Origin of the sequence: Nocardioides alkalitolerans, assembly GCA_038184435.1 — a bacterium.
In the GTDB taxonomy this organism is placed as follows: Bacteria; Actinomycetota; Actinomycetes; order Propionibacteriales; family Nocardioidaceae; genus Nocardioides; species Nocardioides alkalitolerans_A.
The window spans coordinates 3657562-3674603 of record CP116227.1 but is presented as its reverse complement, the minus strand read 5'-3'; the positions used below and the strand labels follow the sequence as shown (position 1 = coordinate 3674603).

General features: G+C 74.8%; 18 protein-coding genes and 1 tRNA gene. 6 read left to right on the top strand and 13 right to left on the bottom strand.

Going from position 1 to position 17042, the window contains the following annotated elements; all coding sequences use genetic code 11:
- Positions 1-22: 22 nt before the first annotated feature.
- Entirely contained in the window at positions 23-388 is a 366-nt protein-coding gene (locus tag PIR53_17505) for a hypothetical protein (protein WZH51799.1), read from the top strand.
- Between the two features lie 54 nt (positions 389-442).
- Positions 443-527, top strand: a tRNA-Ser gene (locus PIR53_17500).
- A 22-nt stretch (positions 528-549) separates the two neighbouring features.
- On the opposite strand, the gene PIR53_17495 is transcribed toward PIR53_17500, so the two are convergent.
- The 3 genes from PIR53_17495 to PIR53_17485 are packed head-to-tail and all read right to left on the bottom strand — an operon-like array spanning position 550 to position 2590.
- Entirely contained in the window at positions 550-783 is a 234-nt protein-coding gene (locus PIR53_17495; GenBank protein ID WZH51798.1) for a biotin/lipoyl-binding carrier protein, read from the bottom strand.
- 38 nt (positions 784-821) lie between these two features.
- Entirely contained in the window at positions 822-1805 is a 984-nt protein-coding gene (locus tag PIR53_17490; protein WZH51797.1) for a hypothetical protein, read from the bottom strand.
- Between the two features lie 11 nt (positions 1806-1816).
- A complete protein-coding gene (locus PIR53_17485; protein ID WZH51796.1) occupies positions 1817-2590 on the bottom strand; it encodes a carbon-nitrogen hydrolase family protein in 774 nt (257 codons plus the stop codon).
- A gap of 33 nt (positions 2591-2623) precedes the next feature.
- Here PIR53_17485 and PIR53_17480 point away from each other — a divergent pair, with 33 nt between their 5' ends.
- Together PIR53_17480 and PIR53_17475 are read left to right on the top strand one after the other, a co-directional pair.
- A complete protein-coding gene (locus PIR53_17480; protein WZH51795.1) occupies positions 2624-3604 on the top strand; it encodes an NAD(P)H-quinone oxidoreductase in 981 nt (326 codons plus the stop codon).
- 10 nt (positions 3605-3614) lie between these two features.
- Entirely contained in the window at positions 3615-4244 is a 630-nt protein-coding gene (locus tag PIR53_17475) for a bacterial proteasome activator family protein (protein ID WZH51794.1), read from the top strand.
- A gap of 42 nt (positions 4245-4286) precedes the next feature.
- On the opposite strand, the gene PIR53_17470 is transcribed toward PIR53_17475, so the two are convergent.
- The 5 genes from PIR53_17470 to PIR53_17450 are packed head-to-tail and all read right to left on the bottom strand — an operon-like array spanning position 4287 to position 9105.
- Positions 4287-4961 carry a hypothetical protein gene (locus PIR53_17470; GenBank protein ID WZH51793.1) on the bottom strand — a complete coding sequence of 225 codons (675 nt, stop codon included), beginning with the start codon at positions 4959-4961 and terminating at the stop codon, positions 4287-4289.
- Positions 4958-5827 (bottom strand): HAD family hydrolase, encoded by an 870-nt coding sequence (locus PIR53_17465; protein ID WZH51792.1) that lies wholly within the window; start codon positions 5825-5827, stop codon positions 4958-4960. Before PIR53_17465 ends, PIR53_17470 begins: the two co-directional genes overlap by 4 nt.
- A gap of 10 nt (positions 5828-5837) precedes the next feature.
- Complete coding sequence (locus PIR53_17460; GenBank protein WZH54477.1) at positions 5838-6641, bottom strand: HAD family hydrolase; 804 nt, start codon at positions 6639-6641, stop codon at positions 5838-5840.
- Positions 6642-6688: 47 nt separating this feature from the next.
- Entirely contained in the window at positions 6689-7966 is a 1278-nt protein-coding gene (gene serS / locus PIR53_17455; GenBank protein ID WZH51791.1) for a serine--tRNA ligase, read from the bottom strand.
- A 23-nt stretch (positions 7967-7989) separates the two neighbouring features.
- Positions 7990-9105, bottom strand: coding sequence for a mannose-1-phosphate guanylyltransferase (locus PIR53_17450; GenBank protein WZH51790.1), 1116 nt, complete (start codon positions 9103-9105; stop codon positions 7990-7992).
- A gap of 151 nt (positions 9106-9256) precedes the next feature.
- On the opposite strand from PIR53_17450, the gene PIR53_17445 reads away from it, so the two are divergent.
- Complete coding sequence (locus PIR53_17445) at positions 9257-10828, top strand: YegS/Rv2252/BmrU family lipid kinase (GenBank protein ID WZH51789.1); 1572 nt, start codon at positions 9257-9259, stop codon at positions 10826-10828.
- Positions 10829-10853: 25 nt separating this feature from the next.
- On the opposite strand, the gene PIR53_17440 is transcribed toward PIR53_17445, so the two are convergent.
- The 5 genes from PIR53_17440 to PIR53_17420 all read right to left on the bottom strand — a co-directional run bounded on the left by PIR53_17440 (position 10854) and on the right by PIR53_17420 (position 15647).
- On the bottom strand, positions 10854-11561 hold the full coding sequence (locus tag PIR53_17440) for a GAF and ANTAR domain-containing protein (protein WZH51788.1): 708 nt from the start codon (positions 11559-11561) through the stop codon (positions 10854-10856).
- 105 nt (positions 11562-11666) lie between these two features.
- The gene (locus PIR53_17435; GenBank protein WZH51787.1) at positions 11667-12350 is read right to left on the bottom strand and encodes a GAF and ANTAR domain-containing protein; all 684 of its coding nucleotides are present in this window, start codon (positions 12348-12350) and stop codon (positions 11667-11669) included.
- Between the two features lie 49 nt (positions 12351-12399).
- The gene (locus tag PIR53_17430) at positions 12400-12789 is read right to left on the bottom strand and encodes a DUF4446 family protein (GenBank protein ID WZH51786.1); all 390 of its coding nucleotides are present in this window, start codon (positions 12787-12789) and stop codon (positions 12400-12402) included.
- A 42-nt stretch (positions 12790-12831) separates the two neighbouring features.
- Positions 12832-15189 (bottom strand): hypothetical protein, encoded by a 2358-nt coding sequence (locus PIR53_17425; protein ID WZH51785.1) that lies wholly within the window; start codon positions 15187-15189, stop codon positions 12832-12834.
- Entirely contained in the window at positions 15186-15647 is a 462-nt protein-coding gene (locus PIR53_17420) for a hypothetical protein (GenBank protein WZH51784.1), read from the bottom strand. The genes PIR53_17425 and PIR53_17420 overlap by 4 nt, the downstream gene beginning before the upstream one ends.
- Before the next feature lie 140 nt (positions 15648-15787).
- On the opposite strand from PIR53_17420, the gene PIR53_17415 reads away from it, so the two are divergent.
- Positions 15788-17023: an arginine deiminase gene (locus tag PIR53_17415; protein WZH51783.1), complete on the top strand. Its 1236-nt coding sequence runs from the start codon at positions 15788-15790 to the stop codon at positions 17021-17023.
- The last annotated feature ends 19 nt before the right edge of the window (positions 17024-17042 follow it).

Here is a 17042-nt window from a genome sequence, read left to right as displayed (position 1 = left end):
AACGTCGCCCGAGGAGATGAACGTGCGCAGCCCCCACCCCGCCCTCCACGCGCTGCACGTCGCCCTCGACGCGTTGCCGCCCCCGCACAGCCGCCAGGGACCGGCGTTGGGCAACTGGCGCTGGACCGTGCGCCAGCGGCTCGCCGGCGTGCGCAGCCTGCTGCTCAACGAGACCGACACCTACGGACCGGCCTGGCGTGCGCCGGAGGGGTCCGGCCTCCTCGACGCGCGCAACACGCTGCTCGAGCGGGTGCGGGTCTACGACACGCTCGTGCTGCAGAGCCCGGAGCCCGACATGGTGCGTCGCGACCTCATGCGGCTGCTCATCGACGTCGACAACCACACGGTGCGCGTCCGCGACGCCCTCGCGGCCTCGCCGCCCGCCTGAGCGGCCCGGGCACCCCTACACTCAGGTCCCGACGCGCGGCTCCGGCCGCGCTCGGGAGGGATGCCGGAGTGGCCGATCGGAACCGCCTTGAAAGCGGTCGTGGGGAGACCCACCGCGGGTTCGAATCCCGCTCCCTCTGCTGCGTCGCCCGTTGAGCCGGGTCAGGCGGGGTCGAGCACCACGAGCACGTCACCCTCCTGGATGACGTCGCCCGGCGCGACCTTGATCTCGCGCACGCGCCCGGCCCGCTCGGGGTGGACGGGGATCTCCATCTTCATCGACTCCAGCAGCAGCACGGTGCTCTGCGGGGTGACGTCGTCACCGACCGCGCAGCCGACCTCGACCACCGACGCCACCATCTCGGCGACGACCTCTACGACCTGCTTGCGAGCCATGGGCACGACGCTAGCCGTTACCGCGGGGTACGACGGTGTCAGAGCAGCGGGCGCGTCCGGGACGGCTCGGGACGCACGGCGCTGCGCTCCTCGTTGCGCCGGGCCCGCGAGCCGCGGGAGCCGGTGAGGGCCAGGTCGGCGCGGATCACGACGTAGGCGAGGACGAAGCCGATCACGAGCGAGTAGACGACCCCGAGGAGGGCCTGGAGCAGGGTCGCGGAGGGGTTCATGACGCCGTTCGCGACGGGCGCCGTCGCGGCCACGCCGAAGATGCAGAGCCACCAGCCCTGGCGGCGGCGGGCCCGCATGTAGGTGCCCCAGGCCAGGGCGGGCACGCCGAGCGCCGCCTGGATCGGGCGGGGCACGCCCCCGACGGTCTCGAGCATCCAGCTGGCGGAGTCGAGCACCGACCCGACGACGGACGTGGCGCCGTAGCGGCGCAGCGCCTCGGCGTACGCCAGGATCACCGCGAGCACGAGCGAGCCCACCACGACGGCGATCACGCCGCGGCGGCCGAGGCCGTGGAGGCCGGCGCCCAGGCGGTAGACGAGCCCGAGGACGACGACGAAGGAGAGGGCGAGGACGGTGTACTCGAAGCGGGCCAGCGAGACCGTCGGGGCGTAGCCGACGGCGGCGACCGCGGCACCCCCGGACAGGACCACCGCGATGACGACCTCGCGCACCGCGATGAGGAACTGGCGGGCGGGCACGGTCGCCATCACGCCGAGGACGGCCCCGACGGTGCACGTCATCACCGCCGCGCCCGTGCGCAGCTCCTGCGTGTCGAGGAGCAGCACGGCGGCACCCGCCACGGCGGCGAGGACCGCGAAGACGATCGGTCGGCCACCGGTGCGCGCGGCCAGCGCCCACGTGTAGGCGCTCGTCACCGCGACGGCGCCGATCCCCTCCGTGACGTCGGGCAGCACGCCCGTGCCCCCGAGCACCAGGAGCGCGAGGCCACCGACCACCAGCGCCCACCAGGCACCGAGGCGGCGTTCACGGGAGAGGGTGGGGGTCGGCACGGCGGGCAAGGCTACAGCCGCCGGTTGGCCAGCGACGGATTCGTGCGGCGGGCCTCGTCCAGCACGGACCGCTCGACCTCCCCCACCAGCACCTCGGCGTCGGCGCCTGCCTCGGCCAGCACGGCGCCGAGCGGGTCGAGCAGCACCGAGTGACCGCTGTAGCGCGGAGCAGGCTGGCCGGTCGCCGCGACGTACGCGGTGTTCTCGATCGCGCGGGCCGCCGCGAGCGTGCTCCAGTGCCGCACCTTGCCCTCGCCGGCCACCCACGCCGCGGGGCAGACGAGCACCTCGGCGCCGTGGTCGACGACGAGCGCGCGGGCGAGCTCGGGGAAGCGCAGGTCGTAGCAGGTCAGCAGGCCCAGCCGGAACCCCGCGACCTCGACGGTCACCGGCGCGGTCGGGCCGGCGAGCAGCCGGTCGGACTCGCGGTAGCCGAAGGAGTCGTAGAGGTGGATCTTGCGGTACGACGCACGCACGCCCCCGCCGTCCACCACCACCAGCGTGTTGAAGGGGCGGCCCGGGTCGTCCGAGCGCTCGAACATCCCGGCCACGACCGTGGTGCCCGCGGTGCCGGCTGCGGCGACGGCGGCCGTGACGAAGGGCCCCTCGAGGGTCTCGGCGTGCTGCGCGACGTCGGAGCCGGCCTTGCCGAAGTCGCGGGCGAACACCTCCGGGAGCACGACGAGGTCGACGGCCGGACCGACCTCGGCCACCCGGGCGGCGAGCCGGTCGCGGTTCACCGCCGGGTCGAGGTCGGAGGCCTCCTGCACGAGCGCGACACGCATGCCACCCAGGGTAGGCGGCCTACGCTCGGCCCCATGCGTGCTGTCATCGCCCCCGAGCCGGGAGGGCCCGAGGCCCTCGTCCTGACCGAGCGGCCCGCCCCGGAGCCGGGTCCGGGCGAGGTGCTGGTGGAGGTCGCCGCCACCGCCGTCAACCGGGCCGACCTGCTGCAGCGGCGGGGCTTCTACCCGCCGCCGCCCGGGGCGAGCGACGTGCTCGGCCTCGAGTGCAGCGGCACCGTCGTGGCGCTCGGTGACGGCGTCGCCGACGAGGGGCGCTGGTCGGTCGGCGACGAGGTGTGCGCGCTGCTCGCCGGCGGCGGCTACGCCACCCACGTCGTCGTGCCCGCCGGCCAGCTCATGCCGCTGCCGCCCGGCGTCGACCTCGTGACCGCCGCCGCACTGCCGGAGGTCGCCTGCACCGTCTGGTCGAACGTGGTGACCGTCGGCGGCCTCACCGCCGGCGACACCTTCCTCGTGCACGGCGGAGCCGGCGGCATCGGCACGTTCGCGATCCAGCTCGCCAGCGCGATGGGGGCCCGCGTGTTCACGACGGCCGGCTCGGCCGAGAAGCGGGCGTTCTGCGAGGAGCTCGGCGCGGAGCGGGCGATCGACTACCGCGAGGAGGACTTCGTCGCGGTGCTGCAGGAGGCCGGCGGGGCCGACGTCGTGCTCGACAACATGGGCGCGAAGTACCTGACCCGCAACATCGACGCCCTCGCCACCGAGGGCCGGCTCGTCGTCATCGGCATGCAGGGCGGCGCGAAGGGCGAGCTCGACCTCGGCCGGCTGCTCGCCAAGCGCGCGTCGGTGCACGCGACCTCGCTGCGCGCCCGCCCGGTGGAGGAGAAGGCGGCCATCTGCGCCGCGGTCGCCGAGCACGTGTGGCCGCTCGTGGGCTCCGGGGCGGTGCGCCCGATCGTGCACGCCACGCTGCCGCTCGACCGGGCCGCGGAGGCGCACGGCCTGCTCGAGGAGTCGTCCCACTCGGGCAAGGTGCTCCTGACCCCTCAGTAGGCTCGGGCCCATGAGCGACGAGGCACAGGACGGGCAGCAGCAGGACCAGTCGGACCGCGGGGACCAGGTCGTCATCATCGGCCCCGACGGCCAGCCCGTCGGCACCGTGCCGGCCAGCGCCCTCGCGGGCCGCGTGGCGACGTCGGGCGACGAGGACGGCTCCGGCGACGGCTCCGACGGCGAGACCCACCCGCGCGACCTCGTCGAGCAGCCCGCGAAGGTCATGCGGATCGGCAGCATGATCCGGCAGCTGCTCGAGGAGGTGAAGGCCGCGCCGCTCGACGAGGCGAGCCGCAACCGCCTCAAGGAGATCCACCAGTCCTCCATCAAGGAGCTCGAGGCGGGCCTCGCCCCCGAGCTCGTGGAGGAGCTGCAGCGTCTCTCGCTGCCGTTCGCGGAGGGCACGCCCAGCGACGCCGAGCTCCGCATCGCGCAGGCGCAGCTCGTGGGCTGGCTCGAGGGCCTGTTCCACGGGATCCAGACGGCGATCTACGCCCAGCAGATGGCGGCCCGGGCCCAGCTCGAGCAGATGCGGCGCGCCCTGCCCGGCGGCCAGGGAGCGCCCGGTGTCCCCGGAGGTCCCGGTGTCACGCGCGGCGACGAGGGCGAGGCGCCCCGGTCGGGCGGGATGTACCTCTGACCGGCTGAGCGGCCCCGGCTCCGGCCCCGCCGCAGTCAGCGGTCAGCGACGGCGGCCGGTGATGCGGGCCAGCAGCGCGGTGCCCGCGAGCCCGAAGACCCCGATGGCGGCCAGGAGCAGCCCGGGGAGGGCGAGCCCCGCGGCGCTGGGGCCGGTGTCGCCGTCGGAGACGTCCGACCAGGTGACCTCGGCGGGGTCGGCCGCGTCGGGCTGCTCCTGGGCGACGACCTCCTCCACCGCGGTGAGCTGACCGGTCGAGAGGAAGCTGCAGGTCTCGGCGGCGAGCACGCCGGTCTCGGCGTCGGCGGCCGCGCCGAGCAGAACGACGTACCGGACCCCGGCCTCCGGGGGCATCCCCTTGCCGGTGGCGTCCGCGCCCACCGCCACCTGCACCTCGCGCGGCGCGAGGTCGCCGGCGAGCACGCGCTCGACGTCGAGCCGCACGTCGATCGGCACGGAGTCGGCCACGCCGGACGTCCCGGGCGTCGTGGGACCGCCCTCGGTCGTCGCCGCGACGACGTCGGTGACCGTGCCGACCACGACGGAGTCGGCCGCTGCGACCTGGTCCTCGAGCGTGCCGTCGCAGACGCTGGCGGGCGCCGCGGCGTACGTCGGGACCGCGGTCGCGCCCACGGCCGCGGGCGCGAGCAGCAGGCCGCCCGTGACGGCGACGACGGCCCGGGCGACGCGGCGGCGTCGGGCGGGTCGATCGTTCATCGGGGTCCTCCTGGGCTCTGGTCGTCGGCGCCGGCCCATCCTGCCAGACCGAACAGCGCGGCCAAGGTCGCCGCGACCCCGTCCTCGTCGTGGCGACCGGCCACGGCGTCGGCCGCGGCGACGACGTCGGGGTGCGCGTCGGCCATCGCCCAGGAGCGTCCGACCCAGGTCAGCATCGGTACGTCGTTGGGCATGTCCCCGAAGGCGACGACGTCCGCGGCGTCGACGCCCAGCTCGGCGCAGAGGGTGGCCAGGGTGGTCGCCTTGGTGACGCCGCGGGCGCTGATCTCGACCAGTGCCGTGGTCGAGGACCAGGTCACGGTGGCGAGGTCGCCGACGGCGGCGTCGAGGGCGCGCCAGTAGTCCTCCGGGTAAGCCTCGTCGTGCCGGGCGAGGAGCTTGACGCAGGCGGGGGCGTCGTCGGCGACGAGGTCCGCGAGGGGGGCCACGACGGGCTCGGGGCCGCGGTGCGGGCGGCCGCCGCCGGGGCGCGGACGCCACGCCGGCTCGTGCGCGAAGCCCGTCAGCGTCTCGAGGGCGAACATCGTGCCCGGCGCCGCGGCTCGGACACGCTCGGCCACGTCGAGCAGGGTGGCAGGAGCGATCGCGAAGGCGTCCCGCACCTCCCGGGCGGCGACGTCGAAGACGATGCCGCCGTTGGAGCAGACGGCGAGGCCGTGGCCGCCGACGTCCGCCCAGAGGTCGTCCATCCAGCGCACCGGGCGGCCCGTGACGAAGACGACGGGCACGTCGTGCTCCTCCTCGAGCGCCACCAGCACCGCGCGGGTGCGGTCGCTGACCCGGCCGTCGGCGCCGAGCAGCGTCCCGTCGAGGTCGGTCGCGACGAGGCGGGGGCGGCGGGTCACGGACGCGCCCTCAGCCGAACCAGCGGTCGATCTCGACCGCCGCGCCGTCGTCGTCGACGGTGCCGGTCACCGCGTCGGCCGCGTCGCGCACCACCTGGACCGCCTGGCCCATCGCCACGCCCCGGCCGGCCCACGCCAGCATCTCGACGTCGTTGCGGCCGTCGCCGATCGCGAGCACGTCGCCGGCGTCGAGCCCGAGGTCGGCGCACACGTGGGCGAGGCCCGAGGCCTTGGAGACCCCGACCGGCGTGAGGTCGAGCCACGCCGTCCAGCCGACGACGTAGTCGGTGCCCTGCAGGCCGAGCCGCCCGGCCATCTCCACGAACTCCTCCGCGGTCGCCTGCGGGTCGCGCACGATGACGCGGCTGACCGGCTTCGCGACCATCTCGGCGAGGTCGGTGACGACGAGCTCGCCGTCGAGCTCGCCCTCGGGGAACGGACGGCTCACGTGGTAGCCCCGCCCGCCTCGGTCCTCGACCGCGATGAGCGCACCGGGCTGCTGCTCGAGCACGGCGCGCACCGCGTCGCGCGCGTCGAAGGTCTCCTCGTGCACCACCTCGAGCGGGGCGTACCGGCTGAGCACCGCGCCGTTCGACGCCACGATCCACAGGCGGTCGTCGCCGCTCGGCGTCGACTGGCCCCGGAGGGCGAGCAGGTCGGCCACCGGCGTCATGGCGTGCACAGACCGGCCGCTGGACAGCACGACGTGGGCGCCGGCGTCCATCGCGCGACCGATGGCCGCGACGACGGCCGGGCTGACCTCCTCGTGGGGCGTGCCGGAGCCGTCCACCCAGCGCAGCAGCGTGCCGTCGATGTCGAGCGCGACGAGGCGGGGGCGCCAGCCGGGCCCCCCCCACGACCTCAGCCACCGACGACCTCCAGGACCTCGCGCCCGCCCAGGTAGGGCCGGAGCGCGACCGGGACCCGGACGCTCCCGTCGGGGAGCTGGTGGGTCTCGAGGATCGCCACGATGGTGCGCGTCATGGCGCACAGCGTGCCGTTGAGGGTCGCGATCGGCTTCGTGCCGTCCGCGAACCGCCCGCGCGTCTCGAGGCGCCGCGTCTGGAAGTCGGTGCAGTTCGACGTCGAGGTCAGCTCCCGGTACTTGCCCTGCGTCGGGATCCACGCCTCGCAGTCGAACTTGCGCTGGGCGCTGAGGCCGAGGTCGCCCGCGGCCACGTCGATGACCCGGTAGGCCAGCTCGAGCTTGTCGAGGAACGCCTTCTCCCAGCCGAGCAGCCGCTGGTGCTCGGCCTCGGCGTCCTCGAGCGTCGTGTAGACGAACATCTCGACCTTGTCGAACCAGTGCACCCGGATGATGCCCCGGGTGTCGCGGCCGTGCGAGCCGGCCTCTTTGCGGTAGCAGGGGCTGAACGCGGCGTACCGGAGCGGCAGCGACCCGGCGTCGAGGATCTCGTCGGCGTGGTAGGCCGCCATCGGCACCTCGGAGGTGCCGACGAGGTACATGTCCTGGCCCTCGATGCGGTAGACGTCGTCGGCCGCCTGGCCGAGGAAGCCCGTGCCCGCCATGGCCTCCGGCTTCACGAGCGCGGGCGGGATGACCTCGGTGAAGCCCGACTCGTGCGCCTGGTCCATCGCCATGTTGACGAGGGCGCGCTCCAGCTGGGCGCCGACGCCGGTGAGGAAGTAGAACCGGCTGCCCGAGACCTTCGCGCCCCGCTCGATGTCGATCGCGCCGAGCAGCCGCCCGAGCTCGACGTGGTCGCGCGGATCGAAGCCCTCGGCGGCGAAGTCCCGCGGCGCACCGACCTCCTCGAGCACGACGAAGTCGTCCTCGCCGCCCGCCGGCGTCGCGTCGGCGGCGGGGTTGGGGATCGCGAGGAGCGCGTCGTTCCAGGCGACCTCCGCGGCCTTCTGCTGCTCCTCGGCCGCCTTCACCTCGGCGGCCAGCGCCTTGGTGCGCGCCAGCAGCTCCTGCTTCTCCTCCGGCGCGGCCTTCGGGATCAGCTTGCCGACCTGCTTCTGCTCGGCCCGCTTCGCCTCGAAGACCGCGATGGCGTCGCGGCGGGTGCGGTCGGCCGCGAGCGCGACGTCGACGACCTCGTCGGAGAGCCCCCGCTTGGCCTGGGCGGCACGGATGCGGTCGGGGTCGTCACGGAGCAGGCGGGGGTCGATCATGAGGCCGAGGCTATCGCCCGGGCTCAGAGCAGCTCGGTGCGGCGGTCCGCCTTGAGGCCCTCGACGATCTTCTTCACGTCCTGCGCCCGGGACCGGGTCGTGACGAGGAGCGCGTCGCCGGTGTCGACCACGACCACGTCGTCGAGGCCGATGACCGCGATGTCCCGCTGGCCGTCGGCCACGACGATGCCCGAGGCGTCGATCGTGCGCACCCGCGCGGGGTCGCCCAGCACGGCGAGGCCCGGGGTGTCCGTGTCCGCGGCGCCGTCACCCGGGTCCGCGCCGAGCAGCCCGGCGAGGGCGTCGAAGTCGCCGACGTCGTCCCAGTCGAAGGTGCCGGGGACGGTCGCGACGACGCCCTGCTCCGCCGCGGGCTCGGCGACGGCGTGGTCGATGGCGATCTTCTCCAAGTCCGGCCACAGCTCGTCGAGGCGCGCCGGGTCGGCCGCGATCGTGCGCAGGCCGGCGGCCAGGTCGGGGTGGTTCGCCGCGAGCAGGTCGAGCAGCACGCGGGCGCGCACGACGAACATGCCGCCGTTCCAGCGGTACTGCCCCGTGGCCAGGTACGCCGCGGCCCGCTCCGCGTCGGGCTTCTCGACGAACTCCTGGACGACGCGGGCGGTGCCCCCGCCGGCGGGGTCGACGAGGTCGCCCGAGCGGATGTAGCCGAACGCCGTCGACGGATGGGTGGGCTCGATGCCGATGGTGACCACGACCTCGCGGGCGGCGGCCAGCGCCACGGCCTCCGCGACGCACGTCGTGAACCCGTCGACGTCGTGGATCACCTGGTCGGCGGCGAACGAGCCGAGCACGGCCTCGGGGTCGCGGGCCTCGAGCACCGCGGCAGCCAGGCCGATGGCGGCCATCGAGTCGCGCGGCGTGGGCTCGGCGAGGAGCTGGTCGGCCGGCAGGTCGGGCAGCTGGGAAACGACGGCGTCCCGGTGGGCCGTGCCGGTGACGACGAGCACGCGGTCTCCCGCCAGGGGCTGCACGCGGTCCCAGGTCTGCTGGAGGAGCGAGCGGCCCGAGCGGGTGAGGTCGTGGAGGAACTTGGGACGGCCCGCCCGCGACACCGGCCACAGCCGCGTGCCGGCGCCGCCCGCGGGGATGACCGCCCAGAACCGCTCGTTGCCCGTCATGGGGGGAGAATCTCACGGCGCCCGGGGCGCCGCCGGGGAAGGCCGGTGCCCGCGGTGTGACGTGCATACTCTCTCGGGTGCCCTGCCGGGCCCTGCGCGCCCGGCCCCACCCCCGTCGTACGCCGCTGCACCCGCCGCGGAAGGAGACCGCATGCTCGACCGTTCCCGCACGCTGCTGCTCGGCTGGGCGGCCGTCTGCCTGGTGCTGCTCGCCGGGCTGGCAGCCGCCGTCGTGGGCGGGTGGGGACCCCTGGCGGAGCTCGACAACCGCGGGGAGGGCGTGCAGTCGTGGCGCACCGAGGTCGACTGGCTGCGTCACCTCCTGGCCGGGGTGGAGGTGCTCTTCGGCACCGTCGGCGTGACGATCATGACCGTCGTGCTGGCGCTCGCGCTGGTGCGGACGCAGCGCCGGGCCGCGGTCTACGTCGTCGTCGTCATGGTGGCCACGGCGCTGGCCACCACGGGCATCAAGCTCCTCGTGGGCCGCCCGCGGCCCGACTGGCAGGACGTCGTCGGCACCCTGACGAGCAAGTCCTTCCCCTCGGGCCACGTGTCGTCGGTGACCGCCCTGGCGGGCGTCTGCCTCGTGCTGTCGGTCATGGTGGTGCGCCGCAAGACGGTGCGGCGCGTGGTGGTCGCCCTCGGCGTGCTGCTCGTCGTCGTGGTCGCCCTCGACCGGGTGCTGCTCGGTCGGCACTACCCCTCGGACACGATCGGCGGGGCACTGCTCGGCGCCGCCATGGTGCTCGCCGGGCTCGCCCTCTACTCGCCCCTGCCGCGCAGCATCGCGGTCGGGGCCGAGCCGCTGCCGGAGGTGTACTCGTCCGAGCGGCGTCTCGCCGTCGTGCTCAACCCCATCAAGGTCGAGGACGTCGAGGTCTTCCGCACGATCGTGACCCGCCTCGCGACGGAGGCGGGCTGGTCGGATCCGGACTGGTACCTCACGACCATCGAGGACCCCGGCACCGGCATGGCCCACGCCGCCGCCACCGCCGGCGCCGACCTCGTGCTCGTCTGCGGCGGCGACGGCACCGTGCGGGAGGTCTGCGCGGAGCTGGCCGGCACCGGCGTGCCCGTCGGGATCATCCCCGCGGGCACCGGCAACCTGCTGGCCCGCAACCTCGACATCCCGCTCTACCTGCGCTCCGCGATCGACGTCGGCCTCAACGGGCAGGACCGGGCCATCGACCTCGTCCACGTCGGCGGCGACGGCATCGAGGACACCCACTTCATGGTGATGGCCGGCATGGGCTTCGACGCCGCGATCATGGAGGGCGTCAACGAGGACATCAAGAAGAAGGTCGGCTGGCTGGCCTACGTGCTCTCGGGCATGAAGTCCCTGATGTTCCCGGCGGTCAAGGTCGACATCACCGTCGACGGCGCCGAGACGACGACCCACCGCGCGCGCACCGTCGTCGTCGGCAACGTCGGCTACCTCCAGGCCGGCATGCCGCTCCTGCCGGACGCCACCATCGACGACGGGATGCTCGACGTCGTGCTGCTGCACCCGCGCCGCTTCGTGTCGTGGATCCCGCTCGCCGTCCGCGTGCTGTTCAAGCGCCAGCGCACCGACGAGACCATCAACCGCTTCCGGGGCCGCTCCATCGTCGTGCGCGCCCACACCGACACCCCGCGCCAGCTCGACGGCGACTCGATCGGCTCGGGCCGCGAGCTGCGCATGGAGTGCATCCACGGGCGGCTGCTCGTGCGCGTGCCGCGCTGAGGCCGCGCTGGGTCCGCGCTGGGGCTCAGTCCCGCCGCGGCGGTCCGAGCCCGTCGACCTCGCGCTCGCGGACGAGCTCGTCGGCGATGTCGACGAGCTTGCGGTTCTGCTCCTGCGACAGCCGGCGGAGCACCTCGAAGGCGACGGTCTCCTCGAGCTCGAACCGCTCCATGACGATGCCCATCGCCGCACCGATGCGGGTGCGACGGGTCATGGCGTCGAGCATGCGCTCGACGTCGTGGGCGGCGGCGAGGGCGACGGCGCCGTGGGTCGCGATGACCTGGGCGCTCTCGCGCTCCTCGTGCCCGAACCCGCCGACGGCGTCGGACCAGAGCGTCAGCACCCCCACCTCGTCCCGCTGCGTCCACAGGCGCAGGCTGAGCAGGGAGCGGATCCCGAGGTCACGGGACGTCTCGCGCGACCAGTCCGGCCAGCGGCCGTCGGCGGCCAGGTCGTAGGAGTGCACGAGCGCCTCGCCGCGCAGGGCGTCGAGCGCCGGACCCTCGTCGAGCACCTGCTGGCGGTCGTCGGCGCGGCGCACGCGAGGGTCGGTGGCGGCGACGCCGCGCAGGGAGCCGCCGGGCCCGACGGCGGCCAGGCTGGCGTCGGTGCAGGACGGGAGGAGGTCACGGGCCGCGGCGACGACCTGCTCCCGGGTGGCCTCCACCCCCCGCAGGTCGTGCAGCTCGCGGGCGAGCTCCGCCATTCGTCGACCGAGGTCCGACACGCGCACGTCGAGCACCTTCATCCGCAGCCCGGGCAGAATTCACCCTCGGCTGCCTGCTCAACCGCAGGGCATAAGTTGCCAGGTCAGGGGGCCTGCGAGCAAATGACGCGCTCAGCCGTCGGTGAGACGACCGCCCCCCACGACCTCGGCCGCGAGGTCGTGGAGCTTGCGGTTCTGCTCCTGCGAGAGGCGGCGCAGCACCTCGAAGGCCACCGGCTGGGTGAGGCCGTGCCGCTCCATCACGATCCCGATGGCCGCCCCGATCCGGGTGCGGCGCTCCATCGCGGCGTGCATGTCGTCCACGTCGGCGGACGCCGCCATCGCGACGGCGGTGTGGGCGGCGAGGGTGAGGGCGGTCTCCCGCTCGTCGTGGTCGAATCCCCCGACCTCGGTCGAGTAGAGGTTGAGCGCGCCGAGGTCGTCGCGCCGCGTCCACAGCCGTACGGCGAGCATCGAGCGAGCCCCGAGGTCGGGCACCACCTGCTCCACCCACCGGGGCCAGCGGTCGTCGGAGCCCAGGTCGGCGGAGTGCACGAGAGCCTGGTCCCGGATGGCCTGCACGCAGGGCCCCTCGCCCAGCTCGTACTGGAGCCGGTCGCCCTTGAGCACCGCGTCGTCGGTGGCAGCGATCGTCTCCAACGTGCCGTCGCGGTGGAGGAGCGTCAGGCCCGCGCCCGAGCAGGACGGGATCGTCTCCACCGCTGCCCGCACGGCGTGCTCGGCGGTGTCCGCGGTGCCGCGCGTCCCGTCGAGGTCGCGCGCCAGCTCCGCCATCCGGTGGCTGAGATCGTTCACGAGCGAGAGATTGGCAGGGCGGCCAGCCGGCCGCAAGTGGGACGCGGCGTCAGGGCCGCGCGGCGCCGATCGCCTCCGCCTCCTCGGGCGACAGCTGCTGCTCGCTGCTCCAGCCGCTGACGGTCTTGGCGTAGGTGCGGGCCTCGCTGCGCCCGTGGATCGACGTCACGACCGCGCCCGAGCCGGTGTCGTCGAGCAGCGCGAGGCTCCACGACAGGTGCCCGCCCATGTCGCCGTGCGCGTCGTACCGCACCACCGCGAGGTGGCGCAGCGACCCCGCGGCCTCCGCGCGCAGGGTCGCCACCTCCTGCCGGAGGCCGAGCACGTCGGCCGGCACGTCGGCGTCGGGGGTGGGTCGCGCCGTACGTCGCAGCGCGGCCACCGCCACCCCGAGGCTGGCAGCGGCGAGAGCGAGGGCGAGCACGACGACGATCCACACGGCCGCGACCCTAGTCGGTGGCGGGCCGCGGCCGTGGGAGCGTCAGTTGAGCAGCAGCTCGACGTCGCCGCTCGCGTCGCCCAGGTCGTCGTAGAGCTCGACGACGATCGTGTACGTGCCCGGGTCGAGCTCGAGGTCGAGCCACTCGTCGTCGTGCTCGAGCCCGGCGTCGGCGTAGTCGACCTCCTCGCCGTCGGCGTCGAGGACCGTCACGACGAGGTCGCCGTCCTCGATGTGGTTGACGACGTCGAGCAGCACCCAGCCCTCGGTCGCGACGTCGAGCGTGACCTCCCGCTCGCCGTCGACGAGCGAGGTCGCGAGCCGGCCGTCCGTCGCACCCTCGAGGGTCGCCCCGGCGCGGGGCAGGTCGTAGGCGTCGGCCTCGCGCTCGTAGTCGCCGTAGTCGTCCTCGTAGTCGTCCTCGTAGGACTCCACCCCCAGCGTGACGCCGGGCCCGGCGGCGACGACGAGGCTCGTGCAGGGCTCGTCCTCGGCCCAGCAGTAGCCCGTCGTGCCCGGTCCGTCCGCGACGACCTCGCCGTCCTCACCGGCGGCGGCGCCGTCGAAGGACGCCACGCCGTAGGTGCCGTACTGCAGCTCGACCGGGTCGCCGACCCCGACGGTCGGCACCGCGCCGACGCCGACGGTCACCGCGACCTCGGCGCTCCGCTTGTCGGACAGCTGCAGGTGCACGAGCTGGTCGCCGGACTCGGTCACGGTCGTGGCGACGACGGCGGGCTCCCCCTCGCCGGCCTCGTCCCAGAGGCCGTGGTGCACGGCGGTCTCGTAGTCCGGGTAGTCCGGCGCCGCCGACTGGTAGACGTCGAGCCCGTCGAGCTCGACGCCCGGCTCGACCGCGACCGAGAGCACGTCGCCCGCGGCCGCGGGCACCTCGAGCAGGGCCGCGCCGGCCTCGTCGACGGTGACCGTCGTGGTGCCCGTGCCGACGGGGGTGCGCTCGCCGTACGTCGCGGGGCCCATGAGCTGCGTCAGCCAGGCCTCGGGCAGCTCGGCCGCCACGGTGGCGAGGTTGTCGTAGAGCGTCGCCAGCGGGTCGACCTGGTAGCCGCCCTCCACCTCGACGAGGGTCAGCACGAGACCGTCGATCGTCGTCGCGTCCACGAAGTCGGCCGGGAGGCACTCCTCGTCGCCCTCGACCGTCAGGCAGGAGCCGTCCAGCACGAGGTCGACGTCGTCGGAGTGGGAGCCCTCGACGGCCGTGCCCGCGGCGGCGAGCCGGTCGACCCGCACCCGCACGAGGCCGTTCGCGTCGCTGATCCGGGTGGTCGCGAGGTCGGTCACGTCGAGGTCGAGCGCCAGGCCGTCCTCGTCCGCGAGGTCCTGCAGGGCCGACGCGAACGGGTAGAGCCCACCGACCAGGTCGACGGGGAGCGCGTCGAGCACGTCGGTGACCTGCCCGTCGCCGAAGCTCTCCACGAGCAGGCGGATCGCGTCGTCCGGGGTCGCCCCCACGGCGCGGTCGCCGCTCTCCGCGGCGTCCAGCGCGTCCGCGAGCGCCCCGAAGTCGGGGGCGGGCGCGTCGGTGGCACGGGCGACCACGTCGGCGACCGTGCCGACGATGCTGACGTGCCACCGGTCGTCGTGACGCACGACGAGGAAGGTGGTGGCGACGTCGGGACCCTCGCCCAGGTCGTCGTCCCCCGACCAGGTGAAGGGCACCGCCGCATAGCTCCACAGCGCCGCGAGCGGCACCTCGAGGCGGTCCAGGACCGCGGGCTCCTCCTGTGCCTCCGCCTCGTCCTCGGGCGAGTAGGCGTACCAGCCGGCGCCGTCGTCGATGCCGTCGAACGACCGCGACGGGCCCTCGGACACGATCACGGAGCCCGACCCCGAGGCGTCCGACTCGACGTCGATCGACGCGAACGCCCCCAGCCCGACGAGTGCACCCAACGGCCCGAGGGTCTCACCGAGGTCGATCGGCTCACCGTCCTCGCGCTCGACGACGAACGTGCCGCCCTCGACGGTCACCCGGGCGACGCCGTCGGCGAGCTGCTCGGACGACAGGTCCAGCCCCTCGATGCTGGCGACGAGACCCTCGCCGGCGAGCGCGGCAGTGTCGAGCTCGAGGCTGGCGAGCCGCTGCTCGACGGCCTCCTGGAGCGCGTCGGCGCCGCGCGCCTCCCCCGGGCTGAGCGCCGCGAGCGAGGCGACACCGTCCTCGGCGGCCGCGCCCTCGAGGAAGTCCTCGACGGCCTGCTCCGGCGTCGAGGCGCCGGAGGCGAAGCCGGCGAGCACCCGCACCGCGGCCACGCCGAGCAGCACCACGGCGAGGGCGACGAGGGCGAGCACGAGCCACGTACGGCGCCCGTCGGCGCCGGCCGCGGCGGTGGTCCGCTCGGGCCGGGGTGGCAGCGGCGGCAGGACGGAGGCGTGGCTCATCGGGGGTTCTCCTCGGGAGTCGGCGACCGGACGTCGGTGCCGATGGCGGCGAGGGCGGCGAGCGCCCCCAGTGCGGCGAGCAGGGCCCCGGCTCCGGGCCGGGCGCCGCTCAGGTCGGTGGGGTCGAGGTCCGCGACGCGCACGAGCAGCAGACCGGTCACGACGACGGCCACGAGCCCGAGGAGCGCGCGGACGCGGCGTACCGCTCGGCCTCGCAGGGCAGCGCCGGCCAGCAGCGCCGCGCCCAGCACGGGGAGCGTGACCAGCGCGATCACCTCCGTCGTCGAGACCGACGGCAGGGATCCGGCGCGGACGAGGCCGAGCACGTCGACGGGGGCGGTCGTGGAGAGCGCACCGCGCGAGGTCCAGGTGAGCAGCGACTGCACGAGGAGCGCGGTGCCCGCCACCGCCCAGAGGGCAGGCGTGACCGCGGTCGTCGCCGACCGTCGTCCCCCCATGTGCCCTCCCCCGGCGTGCTCGCCCGCGGGCGCCGTCGCAGCGTAGGGCCCAGGGGCCGTACGGCGCGGCGGAACGGCTGGGTCCGCGTGTACCGGTCCAGACCCGTCGGGTTCCGGGGCCGGAGCACTACGGTGTCCGCATGACGGCGACGACGACGGCCGGGTGGGGTGCCGACAGCGAGGTGGGGCGCCTGCGCACGGTGGTGCTGCACCGGCCGGGCGCCGAGCTGCGCCGGCTCACCCCCCGCAACAACGACCGGCTCCTCTTCGACGGGATCCCGTGGGTGGGGCGCGCGCAGGAGGAGCACGACGCCTTCGCCCAGGCGCTGCGCGACCGGGACGTCGAGGTGCTCTACCTGACCGACCTCCTGACGGAGACGTTCGCATCGGCCGACGCGCGCGCGGACGCGATCGCGGGCGTGCTCCGCAGCCGCCACCTGGGCGACACGCTGCGCGACTACCTGGCCGCCGCCCTGGCCGACGCCTCCCCCGCCGAGCTCACCGAGGCGCTCACCGCCGGCATCCGCAACGACGAGGTGCGCGGCGGGCACGGCCTGGTGACCTCCCTGCTCGCCCCCGACGACTTCCTCGTCGACCCGCTCCCCAACCTGCTCTTCACTCGCGACTCCAGCGTCTGGGTGCGCGACCGCGTCGCCGTCACGAGCCTCGCGATGCCGGCGCGCAGCCGGGAGACGCAGCTGACCGAGCTGATCTACGCGCTCCACCCGCGGTTCGCGGGCGCCGAGCGGATCCACGGCTGGCAGAACGAGTACGTCGAGGGTGGGGACGTCCTGCTCCTCGCCCCCGGCGTCATCGCCGTCGGGGTGGGCGAGCGGTCCACGCCCGCCGGGGTCGAGCGCCTCGCGCGGCAGGCCTTCCACGGCGGGCTCGCCCACACGGTGCTGGCGGTGCCGATCGCGCAGGAGCGCGCCACGATGCACCTCGACACCGTCTGCACGATGGTCGACGTCGACAAGGTGGTGATGTACCCCAACGTCGCCGACACCCTCCGTGCCCACGCGGTCACGCTGGCGGAGCCGGTCGGCGACCGCAGCGAGTCGGAGCTGGTGCTCCGCGTCGCGCCGGCTGCGCCGTTCCTCGAGGCCGCGGCCGCCGCGATGGGCATCGACCGGCTCCACCGGATCGACACCGGCCTCGACCCGGTGACCGCCGAGCGCGAGCAGTGGGACGACGGCAACAACACCCTGGCCCTGGCGCCGCGGGTGGCGGTCGCCTACGAGCGCAACGACGAGACCAACGCGCGGCTCGAGGAGGCCGGCATCGAGGTCGTGCGGATCGCCGGCTCCGAGCTGGGCTCCGGCCGCGGCGGCCCCCGCTGCATGAGCTGCCCGGTGCTCCGCGACCCCCTCGCCTGACACCGGACTGACGCCCGCG